At 30.3% G+C, this 24,459-nt stretch carries 25 protein-coding genes; 16 read left to right on the top strand and 9 right to left on the bottom strand.

Annotated features, from left to right (window positions below; genetic code table 11):
* Positions 1-6: 6 nt before the first annotated feature.
* The 5 genes from ureG to L8V88_RS03120 are packed head-to-tail and all read left to right on the top strand — an operon-like array spanning position 7 to position 2,713.
* A complete protein-coding gene (gene ureG, locus L8V88_RS03140) occupies positions 7-606 on the top strand; it encodes an urease accessory protein UreG (protein ID WP_263726748.1) in 600 nt (199 codons plus the stop codon).
* A gap of 1 nt (position 607) precedes the next feature.
* The gene (locus L8V88_RS03135) at positions 608-1,360 is read left to right on the top strand and encodes an urease accessory protein UreD (RefSeq protein ID WP_263726746.1); all 753 of its coding nucleotides are present in this window, start codon (positions 608-610) and stop codon (positions 1,358-1,360) included.
* A 46-nt stretch (positions 1,361-1,406) separates the two neighbouring features.
* Entirely contained in the window at positions 1,407-1,793 is a 387-nt protein-coding gene (queF, locus tag L8V88_RS03130) for a preQ(1) synthase (RefSeq protein WP_039617048.1), read from the top strand.
* Between the two features lie 53 nt (positions 1,794-1,846).
* Positions 1,847-2,494: a porin family protein gene (locus tag L8V88_RS03125; protein WP_263726744.1), complete on the top strand. Its 648-nt coding sequence runs from the start codon at positions 1,847-1,849 to the stop codon at positions 2,492-2,494.
* A 9-nt stretch (positions 2,495-2,503) separates the two neighbouring features.
* A complete protein-coding gene (locus L8V88_RS03120) occupies positions 2,504-2,713 on the top strand; it encodes an alkylphosphonate utilization protein (protein WP_039617052.1) in 210 nt (69 codons plus the stop codon).
* A gap of 14 nt (positions 2,714-2,727) precedes the next feature.
* On the opposite strand, the gene thyX is transcribed toward L8V88_RS03120, so the two are convergent.
* A complete protein-coding gene (gene thyX / locus L8V88_RS03115) occupies positions 2,728-3,360 on the bottom strand; it encodes an FAD-dependent thymidylate synthase (protein WP_263726743.1) in 633 nt (210 codons plus the stop codon).
* A gap of 101 nt (positions 3,361-3,461) precedes the next feature.
* On the opposite strand from thyX, the gene L8V88_RS03110 reads away from it, so the two are divergent.
* The 3 genes from L8V88_RS03110 (at position 3,462) to L8V88_RS03100 (ending at position 7,307) form a co-directional block, all read left to right on the top strand.
* Positions 3,462-5,099 carry a CTP synthase gene (locus tag L8V88_RS03110; protein ID WP_263726741.1) on the top strand — a complete coding sequence of 546 codons (1,638 nt, stop codon included), beginning with the start codon at positions 3,462-3,464 and terminating at the stop codon, positions 5,097-5,099.
* Complete coding sequence (recJ, locus tag L8V88_RS03105) at positions 5,089-6,660, top strand: single-stranded-DNA-specific exonuclease RecJ (protein ID WP_263724145.1); 1,572 nt, start codon at positions 5,089-5,091, stop codon at positions 6,658-6,660. Before L8V88_RS03110 ends, recJ begins: the two co-directional genes overlap by 11 nt.
* A 68-nt stretch (positions 6,661-6,728) precedes the next feature.
* Positions 6,729-7,307 (top strand): lytic transglycosylase domain-containing protein, encoded by a 579-nt coding sequence (locus L8V88_RS03100; RefSeq protein ID WP_052768346.1) that lies wholly within the window; start codon positions 6,729-6,731, stop codon positions 7,305-7,307.
* Between the two features lie 9 nt (positions 7,308-7,316).
* Here the strand turns inward: L8V88_RS03100 and prfA are convergent, their stop codons facing one another.
* The 7 genes from prfA to rsmA form a co-directional block, all read right to left on the bottom strand.
* Positions 7,317-8,384: a peptide chain release factor 1 gene (gene prfA, locus L8V88_RS03095; RefSeq protein WP_263692370.1), complete on the bottom strand. Its 1,068-nt coding sequence runs from the start codon at positions 8,382-8,384 to the stop codon at positions 7,317-7,319.
* Between the two features lie 4 nt (positions 8,385-8,388).
* Positions 8,389-8,652, bottom strand: a complete 264-nt coding sequence (gene rpsT, locus L8V88_RS03090) for a 30S ribosomal protein S20 (RefSeq protein ID WP_039617063.1) — start codon at positions 8,650-8,652, stop codon at positions 8,389-8,391.
* A gap of 88 nt (positions 8,653-8,740) precedes the next feature.
* Positions 8,741-9,502 carry a pseudouridine synthase gene (locus tag L8V88_RS03085; protein WP_214099280.1) on the bottom strand — a complete coding sequence of 254 codons (762 nt, stop codon included), beginning with the start codon at positions 9,500-9,502 and terminating at the stop codon, positions 8,741-8,743.
* 21 nt (positions 9,503-9,523) lie between these two features.
* Complete coding sequence (locus L8V88_RS03080; protein WP_087689680.1) at positions 9,524-10,150, bottom strand: restriction endonuclease; 627 nt, start codon at positions 10,148-10,150, stop codon at positions 9,524-9,526.
* The gene (locus L8V88_RS03075; RefSeq protein ID WP_087699091.1) at positions 10,122-11,273 is read right to left on the bottom strand and encodes an Eco57I restriction-modification methylase domain-containing protein; all 1,152 of its coding nucleotides are present in this window, start codon (positions 11,271-11,273) and stop codon (positions 10,122-10,124) included. The genes L8V88_RS03080 and L8V88_RS03075 overlap by 29 nt, the downstream gene beginning before the upstream one ends.
* A 54-nt stretch (positions 11,274-11,327) precedes the next feature.
* Positions 11,328-13,286, bottom strand: coding sequence for a ribonuclease J (locus tag L8V88_RS03070; protein WP_412175397.1), 1,959 nt, complete (start codon positions 13,284-13,286; stop codon positions 11,328-11,330).
* Complete coding sequence (gene rsmA, locus L8V88_RS03065) at positions 13,252-14,073, bottom strand: 16S rRNA (adenine(1518)-N(6)/adenine(1519)-N(6))-dimethyltransferase RsmA (protein WP_039627644.1); 822 nt, start codon at positions 14,071-14,073, stop codon at positions 13,252-13,254. The genes L8V88_RS03070 and rsmA overlap by 35 nt, the downstream gene beginning before the upstream one ends.
* A 90-nt stretch (positions 14,074-14,163) precedes the next feature.
* Between rsmA and L8V88_RS03060 the strand changes: the two genes are divergently transcribed.
* From L8V88_RS03060 to L8V88_RS03045, 4 genes are read left to right on the top strand one after another with little or no spacing between them, the layout of a single operon-like run.
* Entirely contained in the window at positions 14,164-14,697 is a 534-nt protein-coding gene (locus tag L8V88_RS03060) for a purine-nucleoside phosphorylase (RefSeq protein ID WP_263726734.1), read from the top strand.
* An 8-nt stretch (positions 14,698-14,705) separates the two neighbouring features.
* Complete coding sequence (gene rlmN / locus L8V88_RS03055) at positions 14,706-15,776, top strand: 23S rRNA (adenine(2503)-C(2))-methyltransferase RlmN (protein WP_263726732.1); 1,071 nt, start codon at positions 14,706-14,708, stop codon at positions 15,774-15,776.
* A complete protein-coding gene (locus tag L8V88_RS03050; protein WP_263671546.1) occupies positions 15,773-15,883 on the top strand; it encodes a hypothetical protein in 111 nt (36 codons plus the stop codon). The genes rlmN and L8V88_RS03050 overlap by 4 nt, the downstream gene beginning before the upstream one ends.
* Complete coding sequence (locus L8V88_RS03045; RefSeq protein ID WP_263726731.1) at positions 15,873-16,892, top strand: radical SAM protein; 1,020 nt, start codon at positions 15,873-15,875, stop codon at positions 16,890-16,892. Before L8V88_RS03050 ends, L8V88_RS03045 begins: the two co-directional genes overlap by 11 nt.
* Here L8V88_RS03045 and L8V88_RS03040 read toward each other — a convergent pair.
* Positions 16,889-17,791 (bottom strand): RluA family pseudouridine synthase, encoded by a 903-nt coding sequence (locus tag L8V88_RS03040; RefSeq protein WP_263726729.1) that lies wholly within the window; start codon positions 17,789-17,791, stop codon positions 16,889-16,891. The two genes, L8V88_RS03045 and L8V88_RS03040, sit on opposite strands and share 4 nt — an antisense overlap.
* A 79-nt stretch (positions 17,792-17,870) precedes the next feature.
* On the opposite strand from L8V88_RS03040, the gene purB reads away from it, so the two are divergent.
* The 4 genes from purB to L8V88_RS03020 are packed head-to-tail and all read left to right on the top strand — an operon-like array spanning position 17,871 to position 24,396.
* The gene (purB, locus tag L8V88_RS03035) at positions 17,871-19,199 is read left to right on the top strand and encodes an adenylosuccinate lyase (RefSeq protein WP_039625018.1); all 1,329 of its coding nucleotides are present in this window, start codon (positions 17,871-17,873) and stop codon (positions 19,197-19,199) included.
* 17 nt (positions 19,200-19,216) lie between these two features.
* Positions 19,217-21,592, top strand: a complete 2,376-nt coding sequence (locus L8V88_RS03030; RefSeq protein ID WP_263726727.1) for a ribonucleoside-diphosphate reductase subunit alpha — start codon at positions 19,217-19,219, stop codon at positions 21,590-21,592.
* 15 nt (positions 21,593-21,607) lie between these two features.
* The gene (locus L8V88_RS03025) at positions 21,608-23,593 is read left to right on the top strand and encodes an OPT family oligopeptide transporter (RefSeq protein ID WP_263726726.1); all 1,986 of its coding nucleotides are present in this window, start codon (positions 21,608-21,610) and stop codon (positions 23,591-23,593) included.
* Positions 23,590-24,396, top strand: a complete 807-nt coding sequence (locus L8V88_RS03020) for an undecaprenyl-diphosphate phosphatase (protein ID WP_263724136.1) — start codon at positions 23,590-23,592, stop codon at positions 24,394-24,396. The genes L8V88_RS03025 and L8V88_RS03020 overlap by 4 nt, the downstream gene beginning before the upstream one ends.
* The last annotated feature ends 63 nt before the right edge of the window (positions 24,397-24,459 follow it).

Raw genomic sequence — 24,459 nt, 5'->3', positions numbered from 1 at the left:
GTTCTAATGGTTAAAATAGGCATAGGTGGTCCTGTGGGTAGTGGTAAAACAGCTTTAGTATTAAATTTATGTCAAGCTTTAAAAGATGAGCTTTCTTTGGCTGTGATTACAAATGATATTTATACAAATGAAGATGCAAATTTTTTAATCAAACAAGGCGTTCTTGAAAAAGAAAGAATCATAGGAGTGCAAACTGGAGGTTGTCCTCATACAGCCATTAGAGAAGATGCTTCTTGTAATCTTGAAGCCGTTGAACTTTTACAAGAGCGTTTTAGTGATTTAGATCTTATTTTTATAGAAAGCGGTGGAGATAATTTATCAATGACTTTTTCACCTGAACTTGTGGATTTTTTTATCTTTGTTATAGATGTTGCTCAAGGAGAAAAAATTCCACGCAAAGGTGGTCCTGCTATTTGTAGGTCTGATTTAATGATTATCAACAAAATAGACTTAGCTCCTTATGTGAATGCTTCTTTAAAAATCATGCAAGAAGATACTTTAAAAATGCGTGGAGATAGACCTTTTATTATGAGTAATCTTCAAACTAAAGATGGCTTAGAAGAAATCATTACTTGGATTAAAAAATACACACTTTTAAAGGATTGATTTGTTTGCTCAAAAGAGTGTTTTTAAACTTACATTAGATACTATCAATGAAAAAACTATCATAAAAAATTCTTTTTTTACTCCTCCTTTTAAGCTTATGAGGAATTTTTATGATAAAAAATTAACTAGTATATATGTTCTAAATTCTAGTGCTGGAATTTTTAAAGAGGATCATTTAAGTTTTGAAATCATATGTAAGGAAAATACAAACACAGCTATACTTACACAAAGTTATGAAAAGGTATATGATACTAAAGATTCTTTTGCGAGTAAAAATATTGATTTTACTCTTGAAGAAAATGCAAGCTTTTTTTATATGCCAAAACCACTTTTGCTTCAAGAGAATGCAAATTTTATACAAAATACAAAGATTAATCTAGCTTCTTTTTCAAGATTAGTTTATGTTGATTTTGTCATTTTTGGTAGAGTGGCTATGGATGAAAAATTTGCTTTTAAAAATTATGAGAGTTTAACTCAAATTTATAGAAATGATATTTTAATTTTAAATGATAAAATTAAAATCAATCCTTCTTATATGAAAGAAAATGATTTAAATTTTTTTGCAAATCATACGCATTATTTGAGTATTTATCTTTTTGGATATGATGAGTTTTATGAAGAATTAAAAGCTTCATTTGACGATATAAATCAACTTTTTTATGAGGGTTTGTGCATAAAAATTCTTAGCAATGAAAGTGAAAAATTACTTTTACTTCAAGATAAGCTTTTTAAATTTTGTCAAAATAAAATATAAAATATTGTGGTATTATAAAGTTTTAAAAACAAACTAAGGATTATAAATGCGATATGGTGAAAAAGAAATCAAAGAATTTAGTGTAGAAAATATGGAAGTTTGGCCAAATGATGCTAAAAATGATTATGTGATTAAAATCACTTTGCCTGAATTTATGTGTTGTTGTCCGCGTAGTGGGTATCCTGATTTTGCTACAATTTACTTAGAATACATTCCAAATAAATTAGTAGTAGAACTTAAAGCAATTAAACTTTATATCAATACCTTTATGTATAGAAATGTTTCACATGAAGCAAGCATTAATGAAATTTATAATACTTTAAAAGAAAAACTTGATCCAAAATGGATAAAAGTAGTAGGCGATTTTAATCCTCGTGGTAATGTGCATACTGTGATTGAATGTAGATCTGACTTAGTAGTGCCACAAAATTAAATTTTTATTAAAAATAAAAGGATATATTAAGTCTTATTTTAAAGGAGGAAAATATGAAATTAAAATTATTTAGTTTAGTAGCAAGTGTTGCTTTGGTTTCAAATTTAGCTTTAGCTGATGAAAATTCAGGTTTGCTTTTAGGTATTGATGCGGGATGGTTTCATACTAAGGTAAAATCTGATCTTGATCATAGTAAAACAAAAAATATTAAATATAACGGTGATTTAGAAGGTGATGTTCCTGTTTTTGGTTTAAGAGTTGGTTATCGTTTTAATGAAAACCATAGAATTTATGGTGCTTATAATTATTCAAGTGAATTTAGTGATGTAATCAATACCACAAGATTAAAAATTGATGGAGAATTTACTACACATAAGTTTTTGCTTGGTTATGATTTTACTCCAAAAATCTTTGAAAAAACAAGAGCGGTTTTAGGTGTATATGGTGGTTATGCAAGAACGGATATTACTTTAAAAACAAGCTTTTTATCATTATCTCAAGACTTTGATGGTTATACTTATGGGGCAAAAATAGGTGCTTTATATGAGTTAAATCAAGCAAATGAAATTGAGTTTGGTTTTAAAGCCGAGCAAACTCATTATAATACAAGAAATTTTTATCAAAATATGGTAGGTTCAAATTTTTACGATCCTAAACAAACAAATTATGGTTTATATCTAGGATATACTTATAAATTCTAAGGAGAATATATGCCAAAAGATGCAAATGGAACTGAGCTTAATGCAGGTGATAGTGTAAGTGTTGTGAAAGATTTGAAAGTAAAAGGTGCAAGCACTACTTTAAAGCGTGGTACGACTATAAAAAACATTAAACTTACAAACAAAGACACCGAAATTGAAGCTAAGGTAGATAAATTTGGTGTGATTGTTTTAAAAACTGAATTTCTTAAAAAAATATAAGTAAAAATTCCCAATTAACTTTGGGAATTTTCTTCTTGATAAACACAATGTTTAAAAATAAATTGATGTTCCTCAGGCAAGTTTTCAAATAAAGCATTTGCGAGTTGTCTTATCTCCCAAAGGGCTGATTTTGAGCTTCTTAGAGTGATAAAATTTTGCAAACTTCTTGCATTAATCGTTAAAGTTAATTCTGTTTTATAGCTTTCTGGTAAGCAGTATTTTGCTATGTCTAAACTAATGCTATTTTGCAAAATCAAACGCAGATTTTCTAAAGCTTTGATACTTGCATTATCTACCACTTCATTTCCGGTTAATACCAAGTATCTTTTAGCATTTTCAAAGTCATTTTCTTTAAATTCACTTTCATTTCTTAGTTCTTTTAAAGTATATCTTGTGCTTTTTACGCTAGGACTAGTGTGGCGGTGTCTTGCAACTTCTTGTAAGCATGCTCTTGAAATACCTTGTATATAAAAAGTATAGTTTAAATGCTCTAAGGTTGAAGCATGTTTGAATTTATTTCCCACACGATCGATTAATTCTTTGTCTTTCTCACCACCACAATCGCCTTTGTCAAAACTTTGCCAACATGTTCTTGTTGCATGAGAGCATACAGAAAGTGGAGTATGATTTAATAATGTGATTTTCATCGAAAATTTCCTTCAAAAATAATTGAATTTTACACAAATGTTTATAAAAATAAAATTTTTTATTCGTTATAATTTCAAAAAAAAGAAATTAAGGTTATTTTATGAAATTAAAACAAACTAAGTATATTTTTGTAACCGGTGGTGTTTTAAGCTCATTAGGAAAAGGTATAGCAGCAGCTTCTATAGCTACGATTTTAAAAAATTCAGGTTTAAAAGTAAGTATTTTAAAAGCAGATCCTTATATCAATGTTGATCCTGGTACGATGAGTCCTTTAGAGCATGGGGAAGTGTTTGTTACAGATGATGGAGCTGAGACAGATTTAGACTTAGGACATTATGAGAGATTTTTAAATGAGAGCTTATCTCAGGATAATAACTTCACAACAGGAAGAGTTTATCAAAGTGTTATAGAAAAAGAAAGAAGAGGAGATTACTTAGGAAAAACTATACAAGTAATCCCTCATATAGTTGATGAGATAAAAGATCGCATTAAAAAGGCCGGAGTTGATAAAAATATTTTAATCGTTGAAATAGGTGGCACAGTAGGAGATATAGAAGGTTTGCCGTTTTTAGAAGCTATTAGAGCTTTAAAGCTTGAAGTGGGTAAATATAATGCTATTAATATTCACTTGACTTTAGTGCCATTTATCAAAGCAGCAGGAGAACTTAAAACAAAACCAACTCAACATAGCGTGGGAGAATTACGCCGTATAGGTATAAGTCCTGACATGATCATTTGTAGAAGTGAAAAATCTTTAGATAGAGAGTTAAAAGACAAAATAGCAATTTCATGTGGGGTTGAAAAAAACTGTGTTATAGAAAGTGTGGACGCAGCTAGTATTTATCAAATTCCACTAAATTTCTTAAAACAAGATATTTTAAACTCTATTGCAAGTTTGTTGGATCTTCAAAATTTAAAGCCAAATATGAATGAATGGGATTCTTTAGTAAAAAGAGTCATCGCTCCAAGTAATGAACTTAGCATTGCTTTTGTAGGAAAATATGTAGATTTAAAAGAAAGCTATAAAAGTTTAACAGAAGCCATTATCCATGCAGGTGCAGCACTTGATGCGAGAGTAAATTTAAAATGGATCGATAGTGAAAAATTAGAAAATGCAAATGTCGAAGAAAGTTTTAAAGATGTAAGTGGGATTTTAGTAGCAGGTGGTTTTGGTTACCGTGGGGTAGAAGGAAAAATCAAAGCCATACAATATGCAAGAGAAAATAAAATTCCATTTTTAGGAATTTGTTTGGGTATGCAGCTTTCTTTAGTGGAATTTGCACGCAATGTTTTAAAACTTGAAGATGCAAATTCTCATGAGTTTAATCCAAATTGTAAAAATCCTATCATCTTTTTGATTGATGAATTTATTGACGCAAGTGGAGAAAAGCAAATTAGAACAAGTAAAACTCCACTTGGTGGAACTATGCGTCTTGGGGCTTATGAGTGTCATATCAAGCCAAATACACTTTTAAGTAAGGTTTATGATAATCAAAAAAGCGTAAAAGAACGCCACCGCCACCGCTATGAAGCAAATCCAAAATACAAAGAAATGTTTGAGAAAAATGGGCTTATTATAAGTGGGGAAAATGAAGGTTTAGTTGAGGCTGTGGAGCTTAAAGAACATCCATTTTTCTTAGCAGTGCAGTTTCACCCTGAATTTACTTCACGCTTAGTTAGGGTTAATCCGGCTATTTTTTCTTTTATCAAGGCATCTTTAACAAATCATGCTAAATAAAGCCAAAATAAAAGAAATTTTACACCAGCGTTTTATCAACGATACGCATGTAAAGCTTTGTGATTTACCTATGCCATCTTGTTTAAAAGATGTCTATAAGGGTGCTTTGCGTATTAAAGAAGCGATTGAAAAAAATCAAAAGCTTGCTATTGTTGGGGATTATGATGTAGATGGGGTGATTTCTTGTGTGATTTTATCTGAATTTTTTGATGATATTGGATATGACTATGTAGTAAAAATTCCAAATCGTTTTAAAGATGGATATGGTCTAAATGAAGAAATTATCAATGAACTTGATGGGGTAGATTTAATCATCACTGTAGATAATGGTATAGCAGCATTTGATGCAGCAGAGCTTTGTTTGCAAAAAGGAATTGATTTAATCATTACCGATCATCATATGCCTCCAGCTACTTTACCAAAAGCTTATGCGATTATTAATCCTAAACAACAAGATTGTGATTTTCCTGATATTGAAATTTGTGGGGCTCAAGTAGCTTGGTATTTGGTTGCTGCTATAAAAGAAGTATGTAAGATTAATTATAATATGTGTAAATTTATAGAGCTTTTATCAATTGCAATTATTGCAGATATGATGGAGCTTAGAGATTTAAACAGAGCCTTAGTTAGAAAAGGTATAGAGTGTATTAATGATTCAAAACGAGTAGCATTTAAAGCGATTAAGCAGTATTTTGGTAAGGATAAATTTGAACTTGATAATATTAGCTTTTTAATCGCACCTTTGATTAATAGTGCAGGTAGAATGGATGATGCGATTATTTCTTATAAATTTTTGCATTCTAAAAATATTGATGAAGTTATGGGGTATTTAGAGCAAATCATTGCTTATAATAATAGCCGTAAAGATGAAGAACGTGAGCTTTTTAAGCAGTGTTTAGAACAAGTTGATGAAAATGATCCTGTGATTATTGTCAATGGTCAAAACTGGCATGAGGGTGTTTTGGGTATAGTTGCAAGTCGTTTAGCAAAGCATTTTAATAAACCTGCCTTTGTTTTTTCAGAATGTGAGCAAAAGGCTAAAGCTAGCGTTAGAAGTGTAGGTAGGATAGATATTTTAAATATTATAGAGCAAGTTAAAGACTTTGTTTTAAGCTATGGTGGGCATAAAGGTGCAGCTGGAGTTTTAGTTGAGCTTGAAAAATTTGGTGTTTTTAAAAGTAAGCTTTATGAAATTTGTCAAAATATCCCTAAAGATGATTTTTATAATGCTGATGAGGTTTTGGGTAGTATTGACCCAAATGAAGTTGATTTTGAACTTTTAGAGATATTAGAATTTTTTGAACCTTTTGGACATAAAAACCCAAGACCTTATTTTAAATTTGATAAGCTTTTTGTGAAAAATAAAAGAAGACTTGGTAAAGATGAAAATCATATAAAACTTATTCTAACACAAGGAAATAAGACTTTAGAAGCTTTATTTTTTAACTTTGACTATGAACCAGAAATTGGGGAAAATATCAATTTTATAGCTAGTGTTTCCAAAAATAATTTTAGAGGTTTAATTACCCCTCAACTTACCATCAAAGAAATTCTTAGATAATTTATTAACTTATTCACATATTTTTTATTTATAAATTTGCTATAGCATAAGTAATATAAAGGAGTAAAATGTTAAAAAGGATTTTATTATTAGTAGTATTTTTTAATTTTACTTTTGCCTTTGATACAAAAATTTTTATAGGTGATACTTATATACCTGAAAATTTTTATAAGTATGACAAAGACTTTAAAGCTGCAGCTAGAAAATACAACATACCTATGGCTTTACTTAAAGCTATAGCTTTAACAGAAAATGCTGCATATAAGCATAATATCATCGGTAAAAATAAAAATCAAACAAGAGATTATGGTTTAATGCAAATTAATAGTATTCACTTAAAACGCTATAAAATTGCTGAAAAAGAGATTGTAAAATCTAGTGTAAATATCGACACAGCAGCAAGATTGCTTCATGAGATTATACAAAAGCATGGTTTTAGTTGGAATGCCATTGGAAGATACCATTCAGCAAATGATAAATATAAAAATATTTGGCTTGATAAAGTAATGAAAAATTTAGTTGCTATAGTCTTAAAAGATAGCAAAGATCTTTTTGTAATGGAAAAATTTAGAGCTTTTAAACTCGCTTCTCTTTTGATGAATGTAGATAAAGAACAATACAGAGTTTTGCTAGCAAGTAATAATTAAAACAAGAAATTATAAATTTTCTTGTTTTAAAGCTTCTGCTTGATAATAAGCGATTAATGGCTCGATGATTTCATCAAAAAGCCCGCCTTCTAAAATCGCATCAAGTCTATATAAAGTAAGATTTATTCTATGATCACTAATTCTATTTTGAGGGAAATTATAAGTGCGTATGCGCTCGCTTCTATCGCCACTTCCAACTTGTGATTTTCTTGCCTGGCTTTCTTTAGCTAAGCGTTCTTGTTCTTGCATTTCAAAAAGTCTTGCTTTTAAGACTTTCATGGCGCTTTCTTTGTTTTTATGTTGGCTTTTACCGTCTTGATTTACTACAACTATACCTGTTGGAATATGAGTAATTCTTACAGCACTATCTGTAGTATTTACGCTTTGTCCACCATGACCGCTACTACGCATTACATCGATTTTTAAGTCATTTGGATTGATTTGAATTTCAACATCATCAACTTCAGGCATAATAGCCACTGTAATAGCTGAAGTATGAACTCTACCTTGAGATTCTGTTTCAGGTACTCTTTGAACCCTATGCGTACCACCTTCGTATTTTAGCCTTGAATAAGCTCCATTTCCTTTGATAAGAATGATAATTTCTTTAAATCCCCCTACGCTACCTTCACTTGAACTTACGATTTCGTATTTGTAATCACGATTTTCTGCATAGCGTATGTAAGCTTTTACTAAGTCCCCAACAAATAAAGAAGCTTCATCACCACCCGTTCCTGCACGAATTTCTAAAAATATATTTTTATCATCGTTTGGATCTTTAGGCAATAAAAGAATTTTTAATTCTTCTTCAAGCTGTGGCTTTAAAACTTCGAGATTTTTAAGTTCTTCTTTTGCAAGCTCCCCTAATTCAGGATCAGATAAAAGAAGTTTATTCTCTTCTATATCATCTAAGGTTTTGAGATATTCTTTTGCTTTTTCTACTATAGGTTCTAAATTTTTTTGCTCTTTAGATAGAGCTGTCATTTTAGAAATATCATTAGAGATATTAACATCGCTAAGAAGAGTATTTAGCTCATCAAAGCGTGCTAAAAAAGGTTTGAGTTTATCAGCTAACATTAAATTATGCTAATTTATTTACCAATAGTGCTAATCTGCTAACACGGCGTGAAGCAGTTTGTTTTTTCAAAAATCCACGACTTACCATAGCGTGAATGCTTTTATTAGCTACTTTTAATGCATTTTGTGCAGCTTCTTTATCATTATTTGCTGCTGCTTCGCGAACCGCTTTTGTAATGTTTTTTAATCTTGTTCTATAAAATCTATTTCTTTCAGTTCTTTTGATAGTTTGTCTTGCTCTTTTTTCAGCAGATTTATGGTTTGCCATAATTTTCCTTTTTTATATAAATTAAATTGCTAATTATACAAAATTAAAATTAAATTTTAATTAATTTAAGTATTTTTAAAGTATTAATTTAATACCTAATATCATTTGTTTTTAAAAAATCACGTAGTTTTTCATACTCGCCATTTTCTAAATAACGATATTTTCCTGCTTTTAACATACCAAGATCTAATGCTCCAAAAGCTACTCTTTTAAGATCCATCACTTCTAAGTCAAAATGCCCAAAAAAGCGTCTTAGCTCTCTATTTTTACCTTCATTAATGATTACTTTTAGCTTCGTATAGCCTCCGCTTGAGCCAAAAATTTCAAAGCCTAAAAATGGAGCAAAACTCATTGAGGTTATTTTAGTTTTAGCGTGAGCCCCTTTTTTTTCATTTTGAATTTCTAAGCCATTTTGCATAGCTTCGATAACATTTTTATCTATATTACCTTTTACTTTTAAGTAATATTCTCTTTCTAAATCACTATGCATAAGCGCATCTGCTATCACAGGTGAATCAGTTAATAAAAGTAATCCCTCGCTTGCAAAGTCAAGCCTTCCTACGCTAAGCCAAGTGCTAAATTGTTTCGGCAGGGTATGATAGATGGTTTTTCTACCTCTATCATCTTTTTTACTAACTATTTCGCCTTTTTGTTTATGATAAATGATGACTGAAAATTGTGTTTTTTTATGGAGTTTTTTACCATTGATAAAAACTTTATCTTCAGCATTTACACTATCACTTAGCAAGGCTGTTTTTTTATTGATTTTTACTAAGCCTTGCTTGATTAGCTCATCAGCCTCGCGGCGAGAATATTTGCTATTGTGTGAGATGAATTTATTAATTCTCATAATTTTACCTTTTTCTTTTTATCATTCATTATGTAAAATTTTGTTATTTATAAGCATTTCTTTAAGTTCAAAAGGATAGCCTTTTATTTTTTTATCCCAACTTTGTAAGTAGATGTCTAAAATATATTTTATTGATTCTAGCTCACTTCTATTTGAAAAATTTCTATTTTTAGACCAATCGCATTGAAAGGGTAGATTATTTCCATTTGGTACTAAATATTGAATTCTTTTTAAAGAAGTATAAAAACAGTCTTTAGTATTATTTTTATTAATTACCAAAAAATAATAATCATAACCAATCTTAAGCTCTTTAGCTAGCATTTTATGAAATGCATCCCATGAAATAGGCATATTTTTTATGCCACTTAATGCATAACCCATTCCTAATTTTGATGAGCAGTTATCTGCAGCATTATTATCTAAATCTGAAATTTTAATATTGATATAGATTTCCTCTTTGTCTATGATACTAAAATCATACCAAGATCTTATATATGGTTTTTTTATATTTTTAAAGTTTTGATTTAATGTTTTTAGAATCTCATCTTCATTTGTTGCAGAATTAATTCTACCATCTTCGTTCTTGTTATCTAATACAATAGGATTGTTTTGTAAAAAATTAACAATATTCTCTAAATATTCTATCATCAATTAAAGCCTCCTTCAAAGATTTTTGACCAAAAATATATCTTCCACCTGTTACAAAACCCATTTCTTCCCAATTTATAGAGTTAAGTTTTTTTGTAATCTCATTTAAATCTAGAGAAAATTTTGGAAAAAGAGCTAAAACAGAACCATCCCATTTGTTACATTTATTTATAAAGAAAGGATTTTTATTTCTAGTTTTACAATTTACATAAATTCTAGGTTCATTTTCTCTAAAATTTATGGTTCTACCCCAAGTCCACCAATTATTTTCATTAAATTTTTTTATACCTCGTTTCATTAAATCATCTTTATAAATTTCTAGAGCTTTATCATATTTTTGATAAATCATTTTTTTTAATTCCCCTGTTTTTGCAGTTTTAGAACAAACAAATTCATCTCCTAATTTATGTAAAAATAATTCATCTTTACCACTTACAGCTCCTACCTTGATATCAAAAAAATCACCTAAAGGTTTTGTGTTTAAAATACTGCTAAAAGATATAATTCCGTTGTTAATTAATAGATACTTTTCTCCATCAAATGTTTGTGTTTTATATATAAAATTACCTTTTTCGTATCTAAAAATACATACATTGGGACAAGCTTCTTTAAATAATGAAGCATCTCCATAGTCAAAAAAATGTGTGATAGTTCCATTTTCTAAAAGAAGTTTATTGATGCTTCTAGCAGAAGTTAATTTTATAAAATCTCTTGGAACAATGAATATTAATTCTCCGCCTTCTTTTAGGTGATAAAAGCATTTTTCTATAAAATAAAGATATAGGTTTGCTTCGCATTTTATATTTGTTTTGTGTTTTATATTTAAAAATTTATTATCTACATAGGGTGGATTCCCAATTATAGTATCAAATTTTTCGTTAATTGAATAATCGAAAAAATCCATATTTAAAACTTTTGAATTTTCGACTAAATTTGGATCTATTTCTATAAATATTGAATTATCGTTTAAACATTCTTTAAAAGCTAAATTACCACAACTTGGTTCTAATAATCTACCTTTATTTTGTATAAGTGAAATACATTTATTTACAAGTATTTGTGGTGAAAAAAATTGTCCTAAATATCTATTTAAACCAGAATTTGTAATATTGTTTTTAATCATATAATTTAACTCAAAATAAGTAAAAGCTATATAAAATAGCTTTTACTTGTTGTTTTACATCACAAAAATAGTTGGTACTATAGTCGGATATTTTTTGATTTTTCTAAAAATATGCTTTCTTAGTACTTGTCTAATTTGAGCTTCTAAAACTTTTGGATTATCTAAAATTTCATCTTTTACATTTGGGAAAAATTGACTTAAAACATCACTCATTTCTTTTGAGAATGCTCCATCTTGTTTATCAGCTACCAAGCCATAACTAAATACTCTTGGTTTATTAATCAGTGTTTTACTTGCTTTATCAAGCTGAGCAATGATGACAACTATGCCACTATCTGCTAGTTTTTGTCTATCAATTACTACATCATCTGCGATTTGTTTGTTGATTTGATTATCTACAAAGACTTTTCCTGTTTTAACTGTTTTTACACGTTTGATGTATTTTTGGCAAAGCTCTACTTGATCCCCATCACTCATTAAGTAGATATTTCTTTCGGGTATGCCACATTTTAGAGCAGTTTCTTTGTGTTTATTGATATGATTATACTCTCCATGCACTGGTAAGAAAAATTTAGGTTTTACCAAAGTTAGCATGAGTTTTTGCTCTTCTATACTAGCATGTCCGCTTACATGGATTTCGCTAAATTCTTGGTAAGCTACTTTAGCTCCTGCTTTTAAAAGAAAATCAAGCACAGCAGAAACATTTGCTTCATTACCTGGTATTGCTTTAGCTGAAATGATAACTTGATCGCTAGGTTTGATTTTGATAAATTTATGCTCATCAGTTGCCATTCTATATAAAGCACTCATAGTCTCGCCTTGACTTCCTGTGGTAACAATTAGCACTTCATTATCTTTATATTTGCTTACTTCATCAGCGTCAATGAAAATTTTTCTATCAAGTTTGATATAGCCAAGTTCCATAGTGGTATAGAGATTTCTTTCCATAGAACGCCCTATAACACATACTTTTCTGCCGTATTTTAAACCATAGCTAATAGCTTGATATACACGGTGGATATTAGAACTAAAGGTGCTCATGATTACCCTGCCTTTAGTTTTGGCAAAAATTTGATCAAAAGTAGGTCCTACGGAGCTTTCACTTTTTGTATAACCTTCTTTATATGAGTTTGTACTATCACTTAAAAGACAAAGCACACCTTCTTCGCCATATTGAGCTAAACGACTTAAATCCGTTGGATAACCATCAATTGGTGTTTGATCTATTTTAAAATCGCCAGTGTGTATGATGGTTCCTGCTTTAGTTTTAATAGCTAAAGCACAAGCATCGATGATAGAGTGGGTTATGTGAATCCATTCTAAATTAAATTCACCTATTTCATAAATTTGTCTTTTTGTTATAGGTCTAAACCATTTACGCTCAGCCTTTAAACCATGTTCTTCAAATTTATTTGAAATCATACCTAGTGCTAAAGGTGTTGCGTAGATAGGAAATTGAAATTCTTTGAAAAAATACGGTACAGCACCGATATGATCTTCATGAGCATGAGTGATGATGATAGCACGAATTTTATTTTTAATCTTTCTTACATAGTCAAAATCAGGTATGATAATATCTACTCCATGCATGGTTCCATCTGGAAAACTCATACCTATATCAACGATAATTGCATCGTTGTTGGTTTCAAAAACAGTGATATTCCCACCGATTTCCCCAAGCCCACCCAAAGGTGTAATACGAATTTTATGTTCGCTTGAGTTGTTGTGTTTTAAAGGGTGAAGTCTTAGCTCGTGCATGATTTTATTAGCTTCTATGCTTTTAGCAAGTTCTATTTGCCATTCTTCATTGCCACTTAATTTAGAAGGTAAATTTCTATTTTTTTTCTTTTTCTTTTTTTCTTCGCTAGCTTCAGTTTGAGTATTTTCTACTTTTGCTTCATTTTTAATTTCACTATTTTGCTCTTGATTTTGTGAATCTTTTTTTCTTTTATTTCTGAATTTATTAAATCTTTTAGTTTTATTTTGCTCTTGAGTTTTGTTTTCTTCGCTCATAGTCATCCTTTAAATAGTCATAAATTTTAAGGTATGAATCAACGCTAATTTCATGAGCTCTTGAGGTAGAAGAGATATCTAGTGCTTCAAATGCTTTTAAAATTTTTTCTTTTTTATTTTTAAAATTAGATAAGAGTTGTTTTCTAGGATTTTGAAAACAAGCTCTAAGAAATTCTTTAAAAGCTTCTATATTTTCACATTTTTGCTGATAATGAGTAGTTTTTATTAACTTCATTACAGCTGAAGTAACTTTTGGTGGAGGATTAAAACTTTGTGGTTGTATATCAAAAAGCATTTGTCTTTGGCATATCAATGCACAAAGCACCCCTAAAGCCGAAAAATTACTTTCTTTTTCATTTGCACAAAATTTCTGTGCTACTTCTTTTTGCACCATTACTATAAGCCCAAGACAATTTTGATCTTCTAGGGCTTTTAAAATCAAATTTGTAGCAATATAATATGGTAAATTTGCTACCAAAAAGTACTCTTTATCGCTTAAACTTCCTTGATCAAAAGCATCGCTTGCATTTTGATGGATAAGCTCAAAATTTCCACCTTCAATCTCATTTTGAAATTTTTTATTTAAAATAGGAATCAAATCTTTATCAATCTCATAAGCTCTAATATGAGCTTGTGGGATTTTCAAAAGTTCTTGCGTTAAATCACCTAAGCCAGGCCCAATCTCAACTATATTTTTAGTATCTTTGGGTATGGCTTGGATGATTTTATCTACCACGCTTTTATCACATAAAAAATTTTGCCCAAAATGTTTTTTTGCTTTTATCATAAATTTATTCTATCTAAAAAATATTAATTATAGCATTATTTTAAGCGCTAATTAGATAAAATTTGAATTATTTTTTATAAAGGTTAATTTTTGAAAAATCTTATAGTATGTGCAGGAGGAAATGAGGATTTTAAATTTGCACAAAGTATAGGCATAGGCTTGATTAATTCTGCTTTTTCTTTAGGTAAAATTTTAAGTCAAGTAAAAGTAGATAGAGTGATTTTTATAGGTACATGTGGAATTTACCAAGAAGGAAAAATTTTAGATATTTATGAAAGTTCTAACGCAGCGAATTTAGAATACGCAGATTTGTTTGATAGTTTTTATACGCCTATAGCAAATGAGATTAGATTAAATGTTTCACATGAAACTATGATTAATTCTTCAAATTATATTTGTAAAGATGAAAATATCGCCCAAGAATTTTTTAAAAAAGGCGTACATATAGAAAATATGGAAGCATATGCAGTGCTTTCTTGTGCAAAAATGCAAGGGATAGAAGGAATTTGTTATTTATGTGCGACAAATTTTTGTAATGAATTTGCACATGAGGATTTTTTAAAAAACCATCAAAAGGCAAAAGAATTATTAAAAGATTTTTTGTTAGATAAAAAACTTATATAGGAAAAAAATTGAGTGAATTAAAAAATATATTAGATTTTACTAAAGAAGAATTAGAAAATTTAGTCCAGCCAAAATTTAGAGCAAAGCAAATTTTTGAATGGGTATATAAAAAATATGCAGACGATTTTTTACAAATGTCATCTTTGCCAAAAGATTTTAGAGTACACTTGCAAGAAAATTTTCATTTTTCACCTTTAAAATGTGTGAAAGATGAAAAAAGCAAAGACGGGAGTATAAAATATCTTTTTGAACTTTTAGACGGTAAAAAAATCGAAGCTGTTTTGCTACCAATGAAAGAAGAACTTGTAGATGAAAATGGAAAAATCATCAAACATGCAAGATATACCATTTGTGTTTCCTCTCAAGTGGGGTGTAAAAGCGGATGCAGTTTTTGTCTGACTGCTAAAGGCGGTTTGAAAAGAAATTTGACTGCAGGAGAAATAGTAGGACAAATTTTATGGATTAAAAAACACAACAACATACCTTATGAAAGAAGGGTTAATATAGTTTATATGGGCATGGGAGAGCCTTTGGATAATCTTAAAAATGTTTCTAAGGCAGTTAAAATTTTAGCCGATAATGATGCCTTAGCGATAAGCCCTAGAAGACAAACTATAAGTACAAGTGGTTTGGCAAAACAGATTAAAGAGCTTGGAGAAATGAATTTAGGCGTGCTTTTGGCTATTTCGCTTCATGCTGTAAATGATGAGCTTAGAAGTGAATTAATGCCTATTAATAAAGCTTATAATATAGCAAGCATTATGGAAGCGGTGAGAAATTTTCCTATAGATCAGCGTAAAAGAGTGATGCTTGAATACCTTTTAATTGATGGGATAAATGATAAAATAGAACATGCAAAAGAACTAGTCAAGCTCTTAAATGGTATAAAAGCTAAAGTAAATTTAATACTTTTTAATCCACATGAAGGAAGTTTATATAAAAGACCAAGTGTTGAAAATGCGGTTAAATTCCAAGATTATTTAAGTGCCAAAGGTGTTACTTGTACGATAAGAGAAAGTAAAGGACTTGATATTTCAGCTGCATGCGGACAGCTTAAAGAAAGGCAGAATAAACAATGACTTTTTTAGATATAGCACAGCTTATTTTTATAAGCATAGTGGTGATCATAGGACTTGGTGGAATTATTTATGTATTAAAGAATGAAGGGAAAAACAATGGTAGATAAAAAACAATTATTAGAAAACCAATTATTTCAAAATAGATATATAAAACCAAATATTTCTTGGTATTTTTCTCATTTAAATGGTAAAAGAGGAATTGCTAGAATTTTTAAAGTTCCTTATGCTGCTTTGATGAAAAAATTTTATTTGAAAAAATACTTCGAAAAGAGGGTTTTAGAAGGTAAGGTGGATATTCCTTATTTAGAATTAGTTTTAACTACAAGATGTACTTTGCGCTGTGAATCATGTAATAATTTAATGCAGTATTTTTCACCATCAAATCAATATACTTGTACTTTAGAGGGTATTATAGAATCATTAGAGTTACTTTTATCTAAGGTAGACTCTATCGCAAGGGTTAGAATCATAGGTGGAGAGCCTTTGTTATTTAAAGATTTACCGCAATTGGTTGATTATTTAGATACTCAAAAGAAAATACTAACTTTTTCTTTAGTTACTAATGCAACCATTGATTTTAAAGATGAATTGATGAAAAAGTTAAAAAAATCTAATAAGGTTAGAAAAATTACGATTTCAGATTACAAGAGATCACCAAATTTAAAAATTCCACTAAAGCAAGAAAGCATTTTAAGAAAATTAAAAGAAAATAAAATTCCATTTTCTATGGACTCTAGTGGTGAAAATTCTACTTGGAGTGATCCTGAAAAAATTTATAAACGTGGTAGAAGTAAAGAAGATATAATCAAAAACTATCGTAATTGTCAAATGCCATGTGTAAGTTTGATGACATCTGAGGGCTTAGAAAATAAACAATTAGCACCTAAAGGAGCTATTTTTGTTTGCCCTATATCAAGTTCTTTATCACGCTTAAAAGGACTTGAAGAATTTAATGGCGATTTTTTAAATTTAGAGGATTCTAAAGAAAGATTTTTTGAATTTTATTCTCAAGATTTTTATAAATCTTGTGATTATTGTAGGGATTATGGTAAGCCAGCCAAGCAAATTGCAGTTGCAATCCAAACTGATAAAGTTTTAAAGTTAGAAAAAGATTAATATAAATTTTTCAAAAACTCATCTTTTATATCTTTTTGAGATTGTATCAAAAATTTTTGATTTTTATATGTAAATTCTAAGCTAAAAGAGTGCAAAAGCAGTCTTTTAGCACCTGTGATTTGAGTTCTTTCGATATCACTCATTTTTCCATCTAATATTTGCTCTATTTGTGTTTTTTCTAAACCATATAAAGGTTCACCTAAAATTTTATGTTTCACATGAAACAAATGTAGTCTTATTTGGTGTTGTCTGCCTGTTAGAGGTTTAGCTAAAACTAAACTGGCATCTAAATTTTCAAAATATTCTAAAGTATAAAATTGCGTTAAAGCTTCTTTACCATTTTCACAAATATGCATTCTAGTTTTTACTGCATCATAGTCTTTAGCTAAATCCATACTTTTATCTACTATAAATTCTTTTTTAGTTTTTCCTTTTACTAGAGCAAGATAGCTTTTTTGCACTAATCTTTTTTCAAACATGGTTTTTAACTCAATTTGTGCATTTTTATGTTTAGCTATGAGTAAAAGCCCGCTTGTTTCTTTATCTAATCTATGAGCCACGCAAGCTTTTTCACCCCATAAATGCCAAATTTCATCACAAAGACTATAAGTACAATTGCGTCCATTAGGATGAGTTAGCACCCCGCTTGGTTTTTCTACTACAGCAAAATCTTCATTTTCAAAAACTATTTCTAATCCTTTGGGATTATTTTCATATACGATTAATTCCACTAAGCCATCTAAAAATTTGTTTTTTTCTTCTACCAAAATTCCATTACAAAATAGTCTTTTTTTATCAATGAGTTTTTGTGCTTCACGCATAGAAATTTTTAACTCATCCATAAGCAGTCTAAATGCCTTTTTTCCATTATTTGCTAGTTTCTTTTTTATATATGCCATTTAATAACTTTCTTAGGTAATTTATAATAAAATTCAAGCTATTTTTTCATAAAAAATTATATAAAAAAAGGTCTTGAAAATGGTTGAAAGATATAGTAGAGAAATCATGGCTAAAAAATGGGACATGCAAGCAAAATATGACGCATGGTTAAAAGTAGAATTAGCTGCTGTGAAAGCGTGGAATAAACTTGGTCTTATTAAAGATGATGATTGTGAAAAAATTATAAAAAATGCAAAATTTGATATAGCAAGAATAGATGAGATAGAAAAAACTACCAAACATGATGTTATCGCTTTTTTAACTAGTGTAAGTGAAAGTTTGGGCGAGGAAAGTCGTTTTGTACATTATGCAATGACAAGTTCAGATTGTATTGATACTGCAGTTGCTTTGCAGATTAAAGATAGTTTAGAACTAATCTTGCAAGATTTAGATCAAGTTTTAGCAGCGATTAAAACAAGAGCATATGAGCATAAAAATACCTTAATGGTAGGAAGAAGTCATGGAATTCATGGGGAACCTATAACTTTTGGCTTAGTTTTGGCTATTTGGTATGATTCGCTAGTTCATGCAAAAGATTTAATTATTCATGCAAAAGAAGTGATTAGCTATGGAAAAATCAGCGGTGCTATGGGAAATTTTGCTCATGCTCCGCTTGAATTTGAAGAAGAGGTTTGTAAAAACTTAGATCTTAAGCCAGCACCAGTTTCAAACCAAGTTATACAAAGAGATCGTTACGCACAAGTTATCTCGGCTTTAGCTATTTTAGCTTCAAGTTGTGAGCAAATTGCTGTTGCTATCCGCCATTTTCAAAGAACAGAAGTATATGAAGCTGAAGAATATTTTTCTCAAGGACAAAAAGGAAGTTCAGCTATGCCTCATAAAAGAAATCCTGTTTTGAGTGAAAATATTACCGGTCTTTGCAGGATGATAAGAGCTTATGTAACACCTGCTTTGGAAAATGTAGCATTGTGGCATGAAAGAGATATATCACATTCTAGCGTAGAAAGATTTGTATTACCTGATGCTTTTATCACGACTGATTTTATGCTTTCAAGATTATGTGGTGTGATAGAAAAGCTTTTGGTGTATCCAGAAAATATGATGAAAAATTTAAATTTAACTGGGGGGCTTGTGTTCTCTCAAAGAGTGTTGCTTGAGCTTCCATTTAAAGGTATAAGCAGAGAAGAAGCTTATAAAATCGTTCAAAGAAATGCTATGAAAGTTTGGGCTGATTTGCAAAATGGTAAGCCTGCGTTAAATGAAAAAGGCGAGAGTTTGTTTTTGCTAGCTTTATTAGCTGATGAGGATTTGAAAAAATCTTTAAGTGAAGCAGATATTAGAAATTGTTTTGATTATAACTACTATACAAAAAATGTAGATAAAATTTTTGAAAGAACATTTAAATAATAAATTAGGGGTTGTGAGTGAAAGTATTAAAAAGAAATGGAAGAACTGAAGAGTTAGATGTTTCTAAAATTAAAAAATATACCACCGACGCGGTGGCAAATTTAGAAAATGTTAGCCAAAGCGAGCTTGAAGTAGATGCAAAAATTCAATTTCGTGATGGTATAACAACAGAAGAAATCCAACAAACTCTTATAAAAACAGCAGTAGATAAAATAGATATTGATAGACCTAATTGGACCTTTGTTGCTGCAAGATTATTTTTATATGATTTATATAAAAAAGTAAGTGGTTATAATGGATATAAACATTTAAGAGAATATCTTGAAAAAGGTGAAAAAGAAGGTAGGATTTTAATCGGCTTAAAAGAAAAATATGATTTAGATGATCTTAATGCTTATATCAAGCCAGAACGCGATTTGCAATTTACTTATCTTGGTATAAAAACTTTATATGATAGATATTTGATTAAAGATTCTAAAGGTATGCCTATAGAATTACCACAGCAAATGTTTATGGCTATTGCGATGTTTTTAGCACAAAATGAGCTAGATTCTCAAACTTGGGCTAAGAAATTTTATGATTTGATCTCAACTTTTGAAGTAATGCTTGCAACTCCAACCCTTTCAAATGCAAGAACTACAAGACACCAATTAAGCTCATGTTATATAGGAAGCACGCCTGATAATATAGAAGGAATTTTTGATTCTTATCAAGAAATGGCGCTTTTATCTAAATTTGGCGGTGGTATAGGCTGGGATTGGTCTAAGGTGCGCGCTATGGGTGGAAGTATAGATGGGCATAAAAATGCAGCAGGTGGGATCATACCATTTTTAAAAATCACTAATGATATAGCAGTTGCTGTTGATCAACTTGGTACTAGAAAAGGGGCGATTGCGGTTTATATTGAACCTTGGCATATGGATATTAATGACTTTTTAGATTTGCGTAAAAATTCAGGTGAAGAAAGAAGAAGAGCACATGAGCTTTTCCCTGCTTTGTGGATTAATGATTTGTTCATGAAAAGAGTAAGAGCAAATGGCAAATGGACGCTTTTTGATCCTGCTGATACAGCAAGTTTATGCGATTTATGCGGTGAAGAATTTGAGAAAAAATATGAAGAATTTGAAAAAGATGAAAGCATAGCTAAAGAAATTATAGATGCAAAAGAGCTTTGGAAAAAAATACTTTTATCTTATTTTGAAACAGGTATGCCATTTTTATGTTTTAAAGATAGTGCAAACAAAACAAATCCAAATTCCCACGCAGGAATTATAAGAAGTTCAAATTTATGTACAGAAATTTTTCAAAATACAGATCCAAATTATTATCAAATCAAAATTGTATTTGATGATAAAACAGAGCTTCATTTAGATGAGGATGAAGAGCTTACAATAGATGGAGGATATAAAAAGCTTGCTAAGAAAATTTCTACTTTAGATAGTATTAATGGTAAAAAAGTTTATATAGTAGAAAAATACAAAAACGAAGGAAAAACAGCAGTTTGTAATCTTGCAAGTATAAATTTAAGTAAAATCAATACCAAAGAAGACATTCAAAGAGTAGTGCCAACAGCAATAAGAATGCTTGATAATGTGATTGATTTAAATTTTTATCCCCATGTAAAGGTTAAAAATACCAACCTAAAATCACGCGCTATAGGACTTGGTGTGATGGGTGAAGCGCAAATGGTGGCTGAAGCTCAAATTTATTGGGGTTCTAATGAACATTTTGAAAAAATTGATCGTATTATGGAGATGATTAGCTATGAGGCGATTTTAGCTAGCTCAAATTTAGCCTTAGAAAAAGGAAGCTATCCTGATTTTGAAGGATCAAACTGGAGTAAAGGTATAGTGCCAATTGATGTAGCAAATGAAAATGCTAAAAAACTTACCGCAAGTGAAGGTTTGTTTGATCAAAGCGAGTGTGATTGGGAAAAATTAAGAGAAAAACTAAAAAGAGATGGCATAAGAAATGGTTATTTAATGGCTATAGCACCAACTTCTTCTATTTCTATTTTAGTGGGTACTACTCAAACAATTGAGCCTGTATATAAAAGAAAATGGTTTGAGCAAAACTTAAGCGGTATGATACCAACTGTAGTGCCAAATTTAAGTGCTAATACTTGGCAGTATTATACCCCTGCTTATGAGCTTGATCAAAAAATCTTAGTAAAAGCAGCAGCGATTCGTGGTAAATGGATTGATCAAGGTCAATCATTAAATATCTTTGTTTCTTTAGATAAAGCAAGCGGTGGATATTTAAATGAAATTTATCAACTTGCTTGGGAATTAGGTGTTAAATCAACTTATTATCTAAGAAGCGAAAGCCCTGATAGTCAAAAAGTAAATGATGATGTAGTTGATAGAACTATAGAATGTGAAGGTTGTCAATAAAAATGGAGAAACAAAATGCATACAAAAAACTCACTACCGGAGCTTACGCTTAGGGGTATAATACTAGGAAGTATTTTAACGATTATTTTTACCGCCTCAAATGTATATTTGGGGCTTAAAGTTGGTCTTACTTTTTCTACTTCTATTCCTGCTGTTGTGATTGCAATGGCTGTTTTAAAAATCTTTAAAGACTCTAATATTTTAGAAAATAATATGGTTCAAACTCAAGTTTCAGCTGCAGGTACGCTTTCGGCTGTGATTTTTGTTATACCAGGTCTTTTTATGTGTGGATATTGGTTTGAATTTCCACTTTGGCTTACTTTTATGCTTTGTCTTTGTGGAGGTGGATTGGGCGTGCTTTTTACTATACCTTTGCGTAGAGCTATGGTGGTAGAGAGTAAATTAGCTTATCCTGAAGGAAGAGCTGCTGCTGAAATTTTAAAAGTAGCTAATAAAGATCAAGCTGATAAAAAAGGAAAAGTAGGCTTAAAAGAAATCACACTTGGCGTGGTTTTTGCTTCTGTAATAAGTCTTTTTTCAAGCGGTTTTAAACTACTTTCAAGTGGAAGTAGTTTTGCATTCATTTGGCAAAAAATGACTTTTGGCTTTTCTATGGGTTATTCAGTGGCGCTTTTGGGTGCTGGATACTTAGTAGGTATAGCCGGAGGTGTTGCATTGCTTGTGGGTATGGTACTTGCTTGGATGGTTTTTGTACCATATTTTTCTGCTAAAGAAAGTTTTGATGCGAGTTTAAGTGCACTTGATATAGCTAATCAAATTTGGGCTCAAAAGGTGCGTTTAATAGGCACAGGAGCTATTGCTATAGCGGCATTATGGACTTTAATAGAACTTGCAAAACCTGTATATGATGGCATGAAAAATATGCTTAAAAAAACCTCATTAAACCTCTCACAAGATCCTAAAGATATGGATTTATCTTTAAAAGCTATGCTAGGTTTATTTGTACTTATGTGTATAGGTTTGTTTATTTCATTTTATGCTTTTGTGGCTGATTCAAATTTAGCAAGTGGTTATCAAATTCTTTTTGCTTTAGTGGGAACTTTAGTAGCTATTTTTATAGGCTTTTTTGTAGCTTCTGCTTGTGGATATATGGCAGGTTTGGTGGGTTCATCATCTTCTCCTATTTCGGGTATAGGACTTATTGGGATTATGATTTCTTCTTTGATTATTTTACTTTTGGGTTATCAAGTAGATTTATTTAGCGATCCTTTGATGTCTAAATTTGCTATTGCTTTTGCTATATTCACTACTAGTGTTATTTTAGCAACTGCTGCTATTTCTAATGATAATTTACAAGATTTAAAAACTGGCTATTTAGTGGGTGCAACTCCTTGGAAACAACAAATTTCTTTGATTATAGGTTGTGTATTTGGAGCTTTGGCTATCGCTCCTGTATTAAATTTATTATATCAAGCTTATGGTTTTGTGGGTGCAATGCCAAGAGAAGGAATGGATGAGGCAAATGCGCTTGCTGCACCGCAAGCAAATTTAATGAGCACTATAGCACAAGGCATTTTTAACGCTAATATCGATTGGAGTTATATTATAGCGGGAGCTTTTGTGGGCGTTGGTATAATTATCGTCGATCGTTTATTAAGAAAGAAAAATATGTCTTTACCGCCTTTAGCTGTGGGTATAGGTATATATTTACCACCTGCTGTTAACATGCCTTTATTTGTAGGTGGCTTATTGGCATATTTAATCAAAAAGCGTTTAGAGCAAAGATATGCTAAAAATGCACATAAAAAAGAACTCATTCAAGAGCATGAGCAAAAAGGAACCTTATTTGCCTCTGGTTTGATAGTAGGTGAGAGTTTGTTTGGAGTGTTAATAGCTGGTTTAACTGTGCTTTCTATTAGTAGAGGTGGGGCTGAAGATCCGCTTGCTATTGCAACTTCATTTAAAGATGATGGGATTATAGGTTTTGTAGTTTTTGTAGCGATTATGCTAATTTTTGCAAGAAGAGTACTTAAAAAATGAATTTAGATTATTATTATGCTTTGATTTTAGGGATTATCGAAGGTTTGACAGAATTTTTACCTGTTTCATCTACAGGGCATATGATCTTGGGTGCTGAAATTTTAGGTTTAAATATAGATGATTTTTGGAGAAGTTTTTTCATCATCATTCAGCTTGGTTCTATACTAGCGGTGATTTTTATTTTCAAAGATAAACTAACTCAAAAACTTGATATTTGGTTAAAACTTGCTGTGGGCTTTTTGCCTGCAGGTGGAGTGGGTTTTATAGCATATAAGTTTTTAAAAGAAATATTTAATGGCTATACCGTGGCTACTATGTTAATCATTGGTGGGATTATTTTTATCATTATAGAACTTAAACATAGAAAAAAAGACTACACAATCCACTCTTTAGATGAGGTAGGTTATAAACAAGCTTTTTTGATAGGTTTAACCCAAGCTCTTGCTATCATACCAGGTACTTCAAGAAGTGGAGCAAGTATCATAGGTGGCTTATTGCTTGGGCTTGATCGCAAAGTGGCTTCTGAATTTTCATTTTTGCTTGCAATTCCTACTATGATTATCGCAACAGCTTATAGCATTTATAAAGAACCACAAGTTCTAAGCAATATGAATAATTTCATTCCTTTAGCCATAGGTTTTGTAACAGCTTTTATAGTGGCTTTTGTGGTAATTAAAATATTTTTAAAATTAATCAGCAAGATAAACTTCATACCTTTTGGAATTTATAGGATAATTTTAGGTTTTGTATTTTTATACCTTTTTATGAGTGGTGCTTTAGATATATCAAGAACGGGTGTTTGAAATATAAAAATATCCTTTATTTAAAAAAAGTTTAAGTTTTTCATAGCTAAAATTAGTCTTATA

Origin of the sequence: Campylobacter sp. IFREMER_LSEM_CL2101 (genome assembly GCF_025771825.1) — a bacterium.
GTDB classification, from domain to species: domain Bacteria; phylum Campylobacterota; class Campylobacteria; order Campylobacterales; family Campylobacteraceae; genus Campylobacter_D; species Campylobacter_D lari_C.
Note: the sequence above shows the minus strand (reverse complement) of the source record. Positions and strands in the feature narration are given on the sequence as shown.

Excerpts from the sequence above, each read along its gene's own strand:
- ureG (WP_263726748.1), top strand. The coding sequence starts at position 7 with ATGGTTAAAATAGGCATAGGTGGTCCTGTGGGTAGTGGTAAAACAGCT.
- queF (WP_039617048.1), top strand. The coding sequence starts at position 1,407 with ATGCGATATGGTGAAAAAGAAATCAAAGAATTTAGTGTAGAAAATATG.
- L8V88_RS03125 (WP_263726744.1), top strand. The coding sequence starts at position 1,847 with ATGAAATTAAAATTATTTAGTTTAGTAGCAAGTGTTGCTTTGGTTTCA.
- L8V88_RS03120 (WP_039617052.1), top strand. The coding sequence starts at position 2,504 with ATGCCAAAAGATGCAAATGGAACTGAGCTTAATGCAGGTGATAGTGTA.
- thyX (WP_263726743.1), bottom strand. The coding sequence starts at position 3,360 with ATGAAAATCACATTATTAAATCATACTCCACTTTCTGTATGCTCTCAT.
- L8V88_RS03110 (WP_263726741.1), top strand. The coding sequence starts at position 3,462 with ATGAAATTAAAACAAACTAAGTATATTTTTGTAACCGGTGGTGTTTTA.
- recJ (WP_263724145.1), top strand. The coding sequence starts at position 5,089 with ATGCTAAATAAAGCCAAAATAAAAGAAATTTTACACCAGCGTTTTATC.
- L8V88_RS03100 (WP_052768346.1), top strand. The coding sequence starts at position 6,729 with ATGTTAAAAAGGATTTTATTATTAGTAGTATTTTTTAATTTTACTTTT.
- prfA (WP_263692370.1), bottom strand. The coding sequence starts at position 8,384 with ATGTTAGCTGATAAACTCAAACCTTTTTTAGCACGCTTTGATGAGCTA.
- rpsT (WP_039617063.1), bottom strand. The coding sequence starts at position 8,652 with ATGGCAAACCATAAATCTGCTGAAAAAAGAGCAAGACAAACTATCAAA.
- L8V88_RS03085 (WP_214099280.1), bottom strand. The coding sequence starts at position 9,502 with ATGAGAATTAATAAATTCATCTCACACAATAGCAAATATTCTCGCCGC.
- L8V88_RS03080 (WP_087689680.1), bottom strand. The coding sequence starts at position 10,150 with ATGATAGAATATTTAGAGAATATTGTTAATTTTTTACAAAACAATCCT.
- L8V88_RS03075 (WP_087699091.1), bottom strand. The coding sequence starts at position 11,273 with ATGATTAAAAACAATATTACAAATTCTGGTTTAAATAGATATTTAGGA.
- L8V88_RS03070 (WP_412175397.1), bottom strand. The coding sequence starts at position 13,286 with ATGAGCGAAGAAAACAAAACTCAAGAGCAAAATAAAACTAAAAGATTT.
- rsmA (WP_039627644.1), bottom strand. The coding sequence starts at position 14,073 with ATGATAAAAGCAAAAAAACATTTTGGGCAAAATTTTTTATGTGATAAA.
- L8V88_RS03050 (WP_263671546.1), top strand. The coding sequence starts at position 15,773 with ATGACTTTTTTAGATATAGCACAGCTTATTTTTATAAGCATAGTGGTG.
- L8V88_RS03045 (WP_263726731.1), top strand. The coding sequence starts at position 15,873 with ATGGTAGATAAAAAACAATTATTAGAAAACCAATTATTTCAAAATAGA.
- L8V88_RS03040 (WP_263726729.1), bottom strand. The coding sequence starts at position 17,791 with ATGGCATATATAAAAAAGAAACTAGCAAATAATGGAAAAAAGGCATTT.
- purB (WP_039625018.1), top strand. The coding sequence starts at position 17,871 with ATGGTTGAAAGATATAGTAGAGAAATCATGGCTAAAAAATGGGACATG.
- L8V88_RS03025 (WP_263726726.1), top strand. The coding sequence starts at position 21,608 with ATGCATACAAAAAACTCACTACCGGAGCTTACGCTTAGGGGTATAATA.
- L8V88_RS03020 (WP_263724136.1), top strand. The coding sequence starts at position 23,590 with ATGAATTTAGATTATTATTATGCTTTGATTTTAGGGATTATCGAAGGT.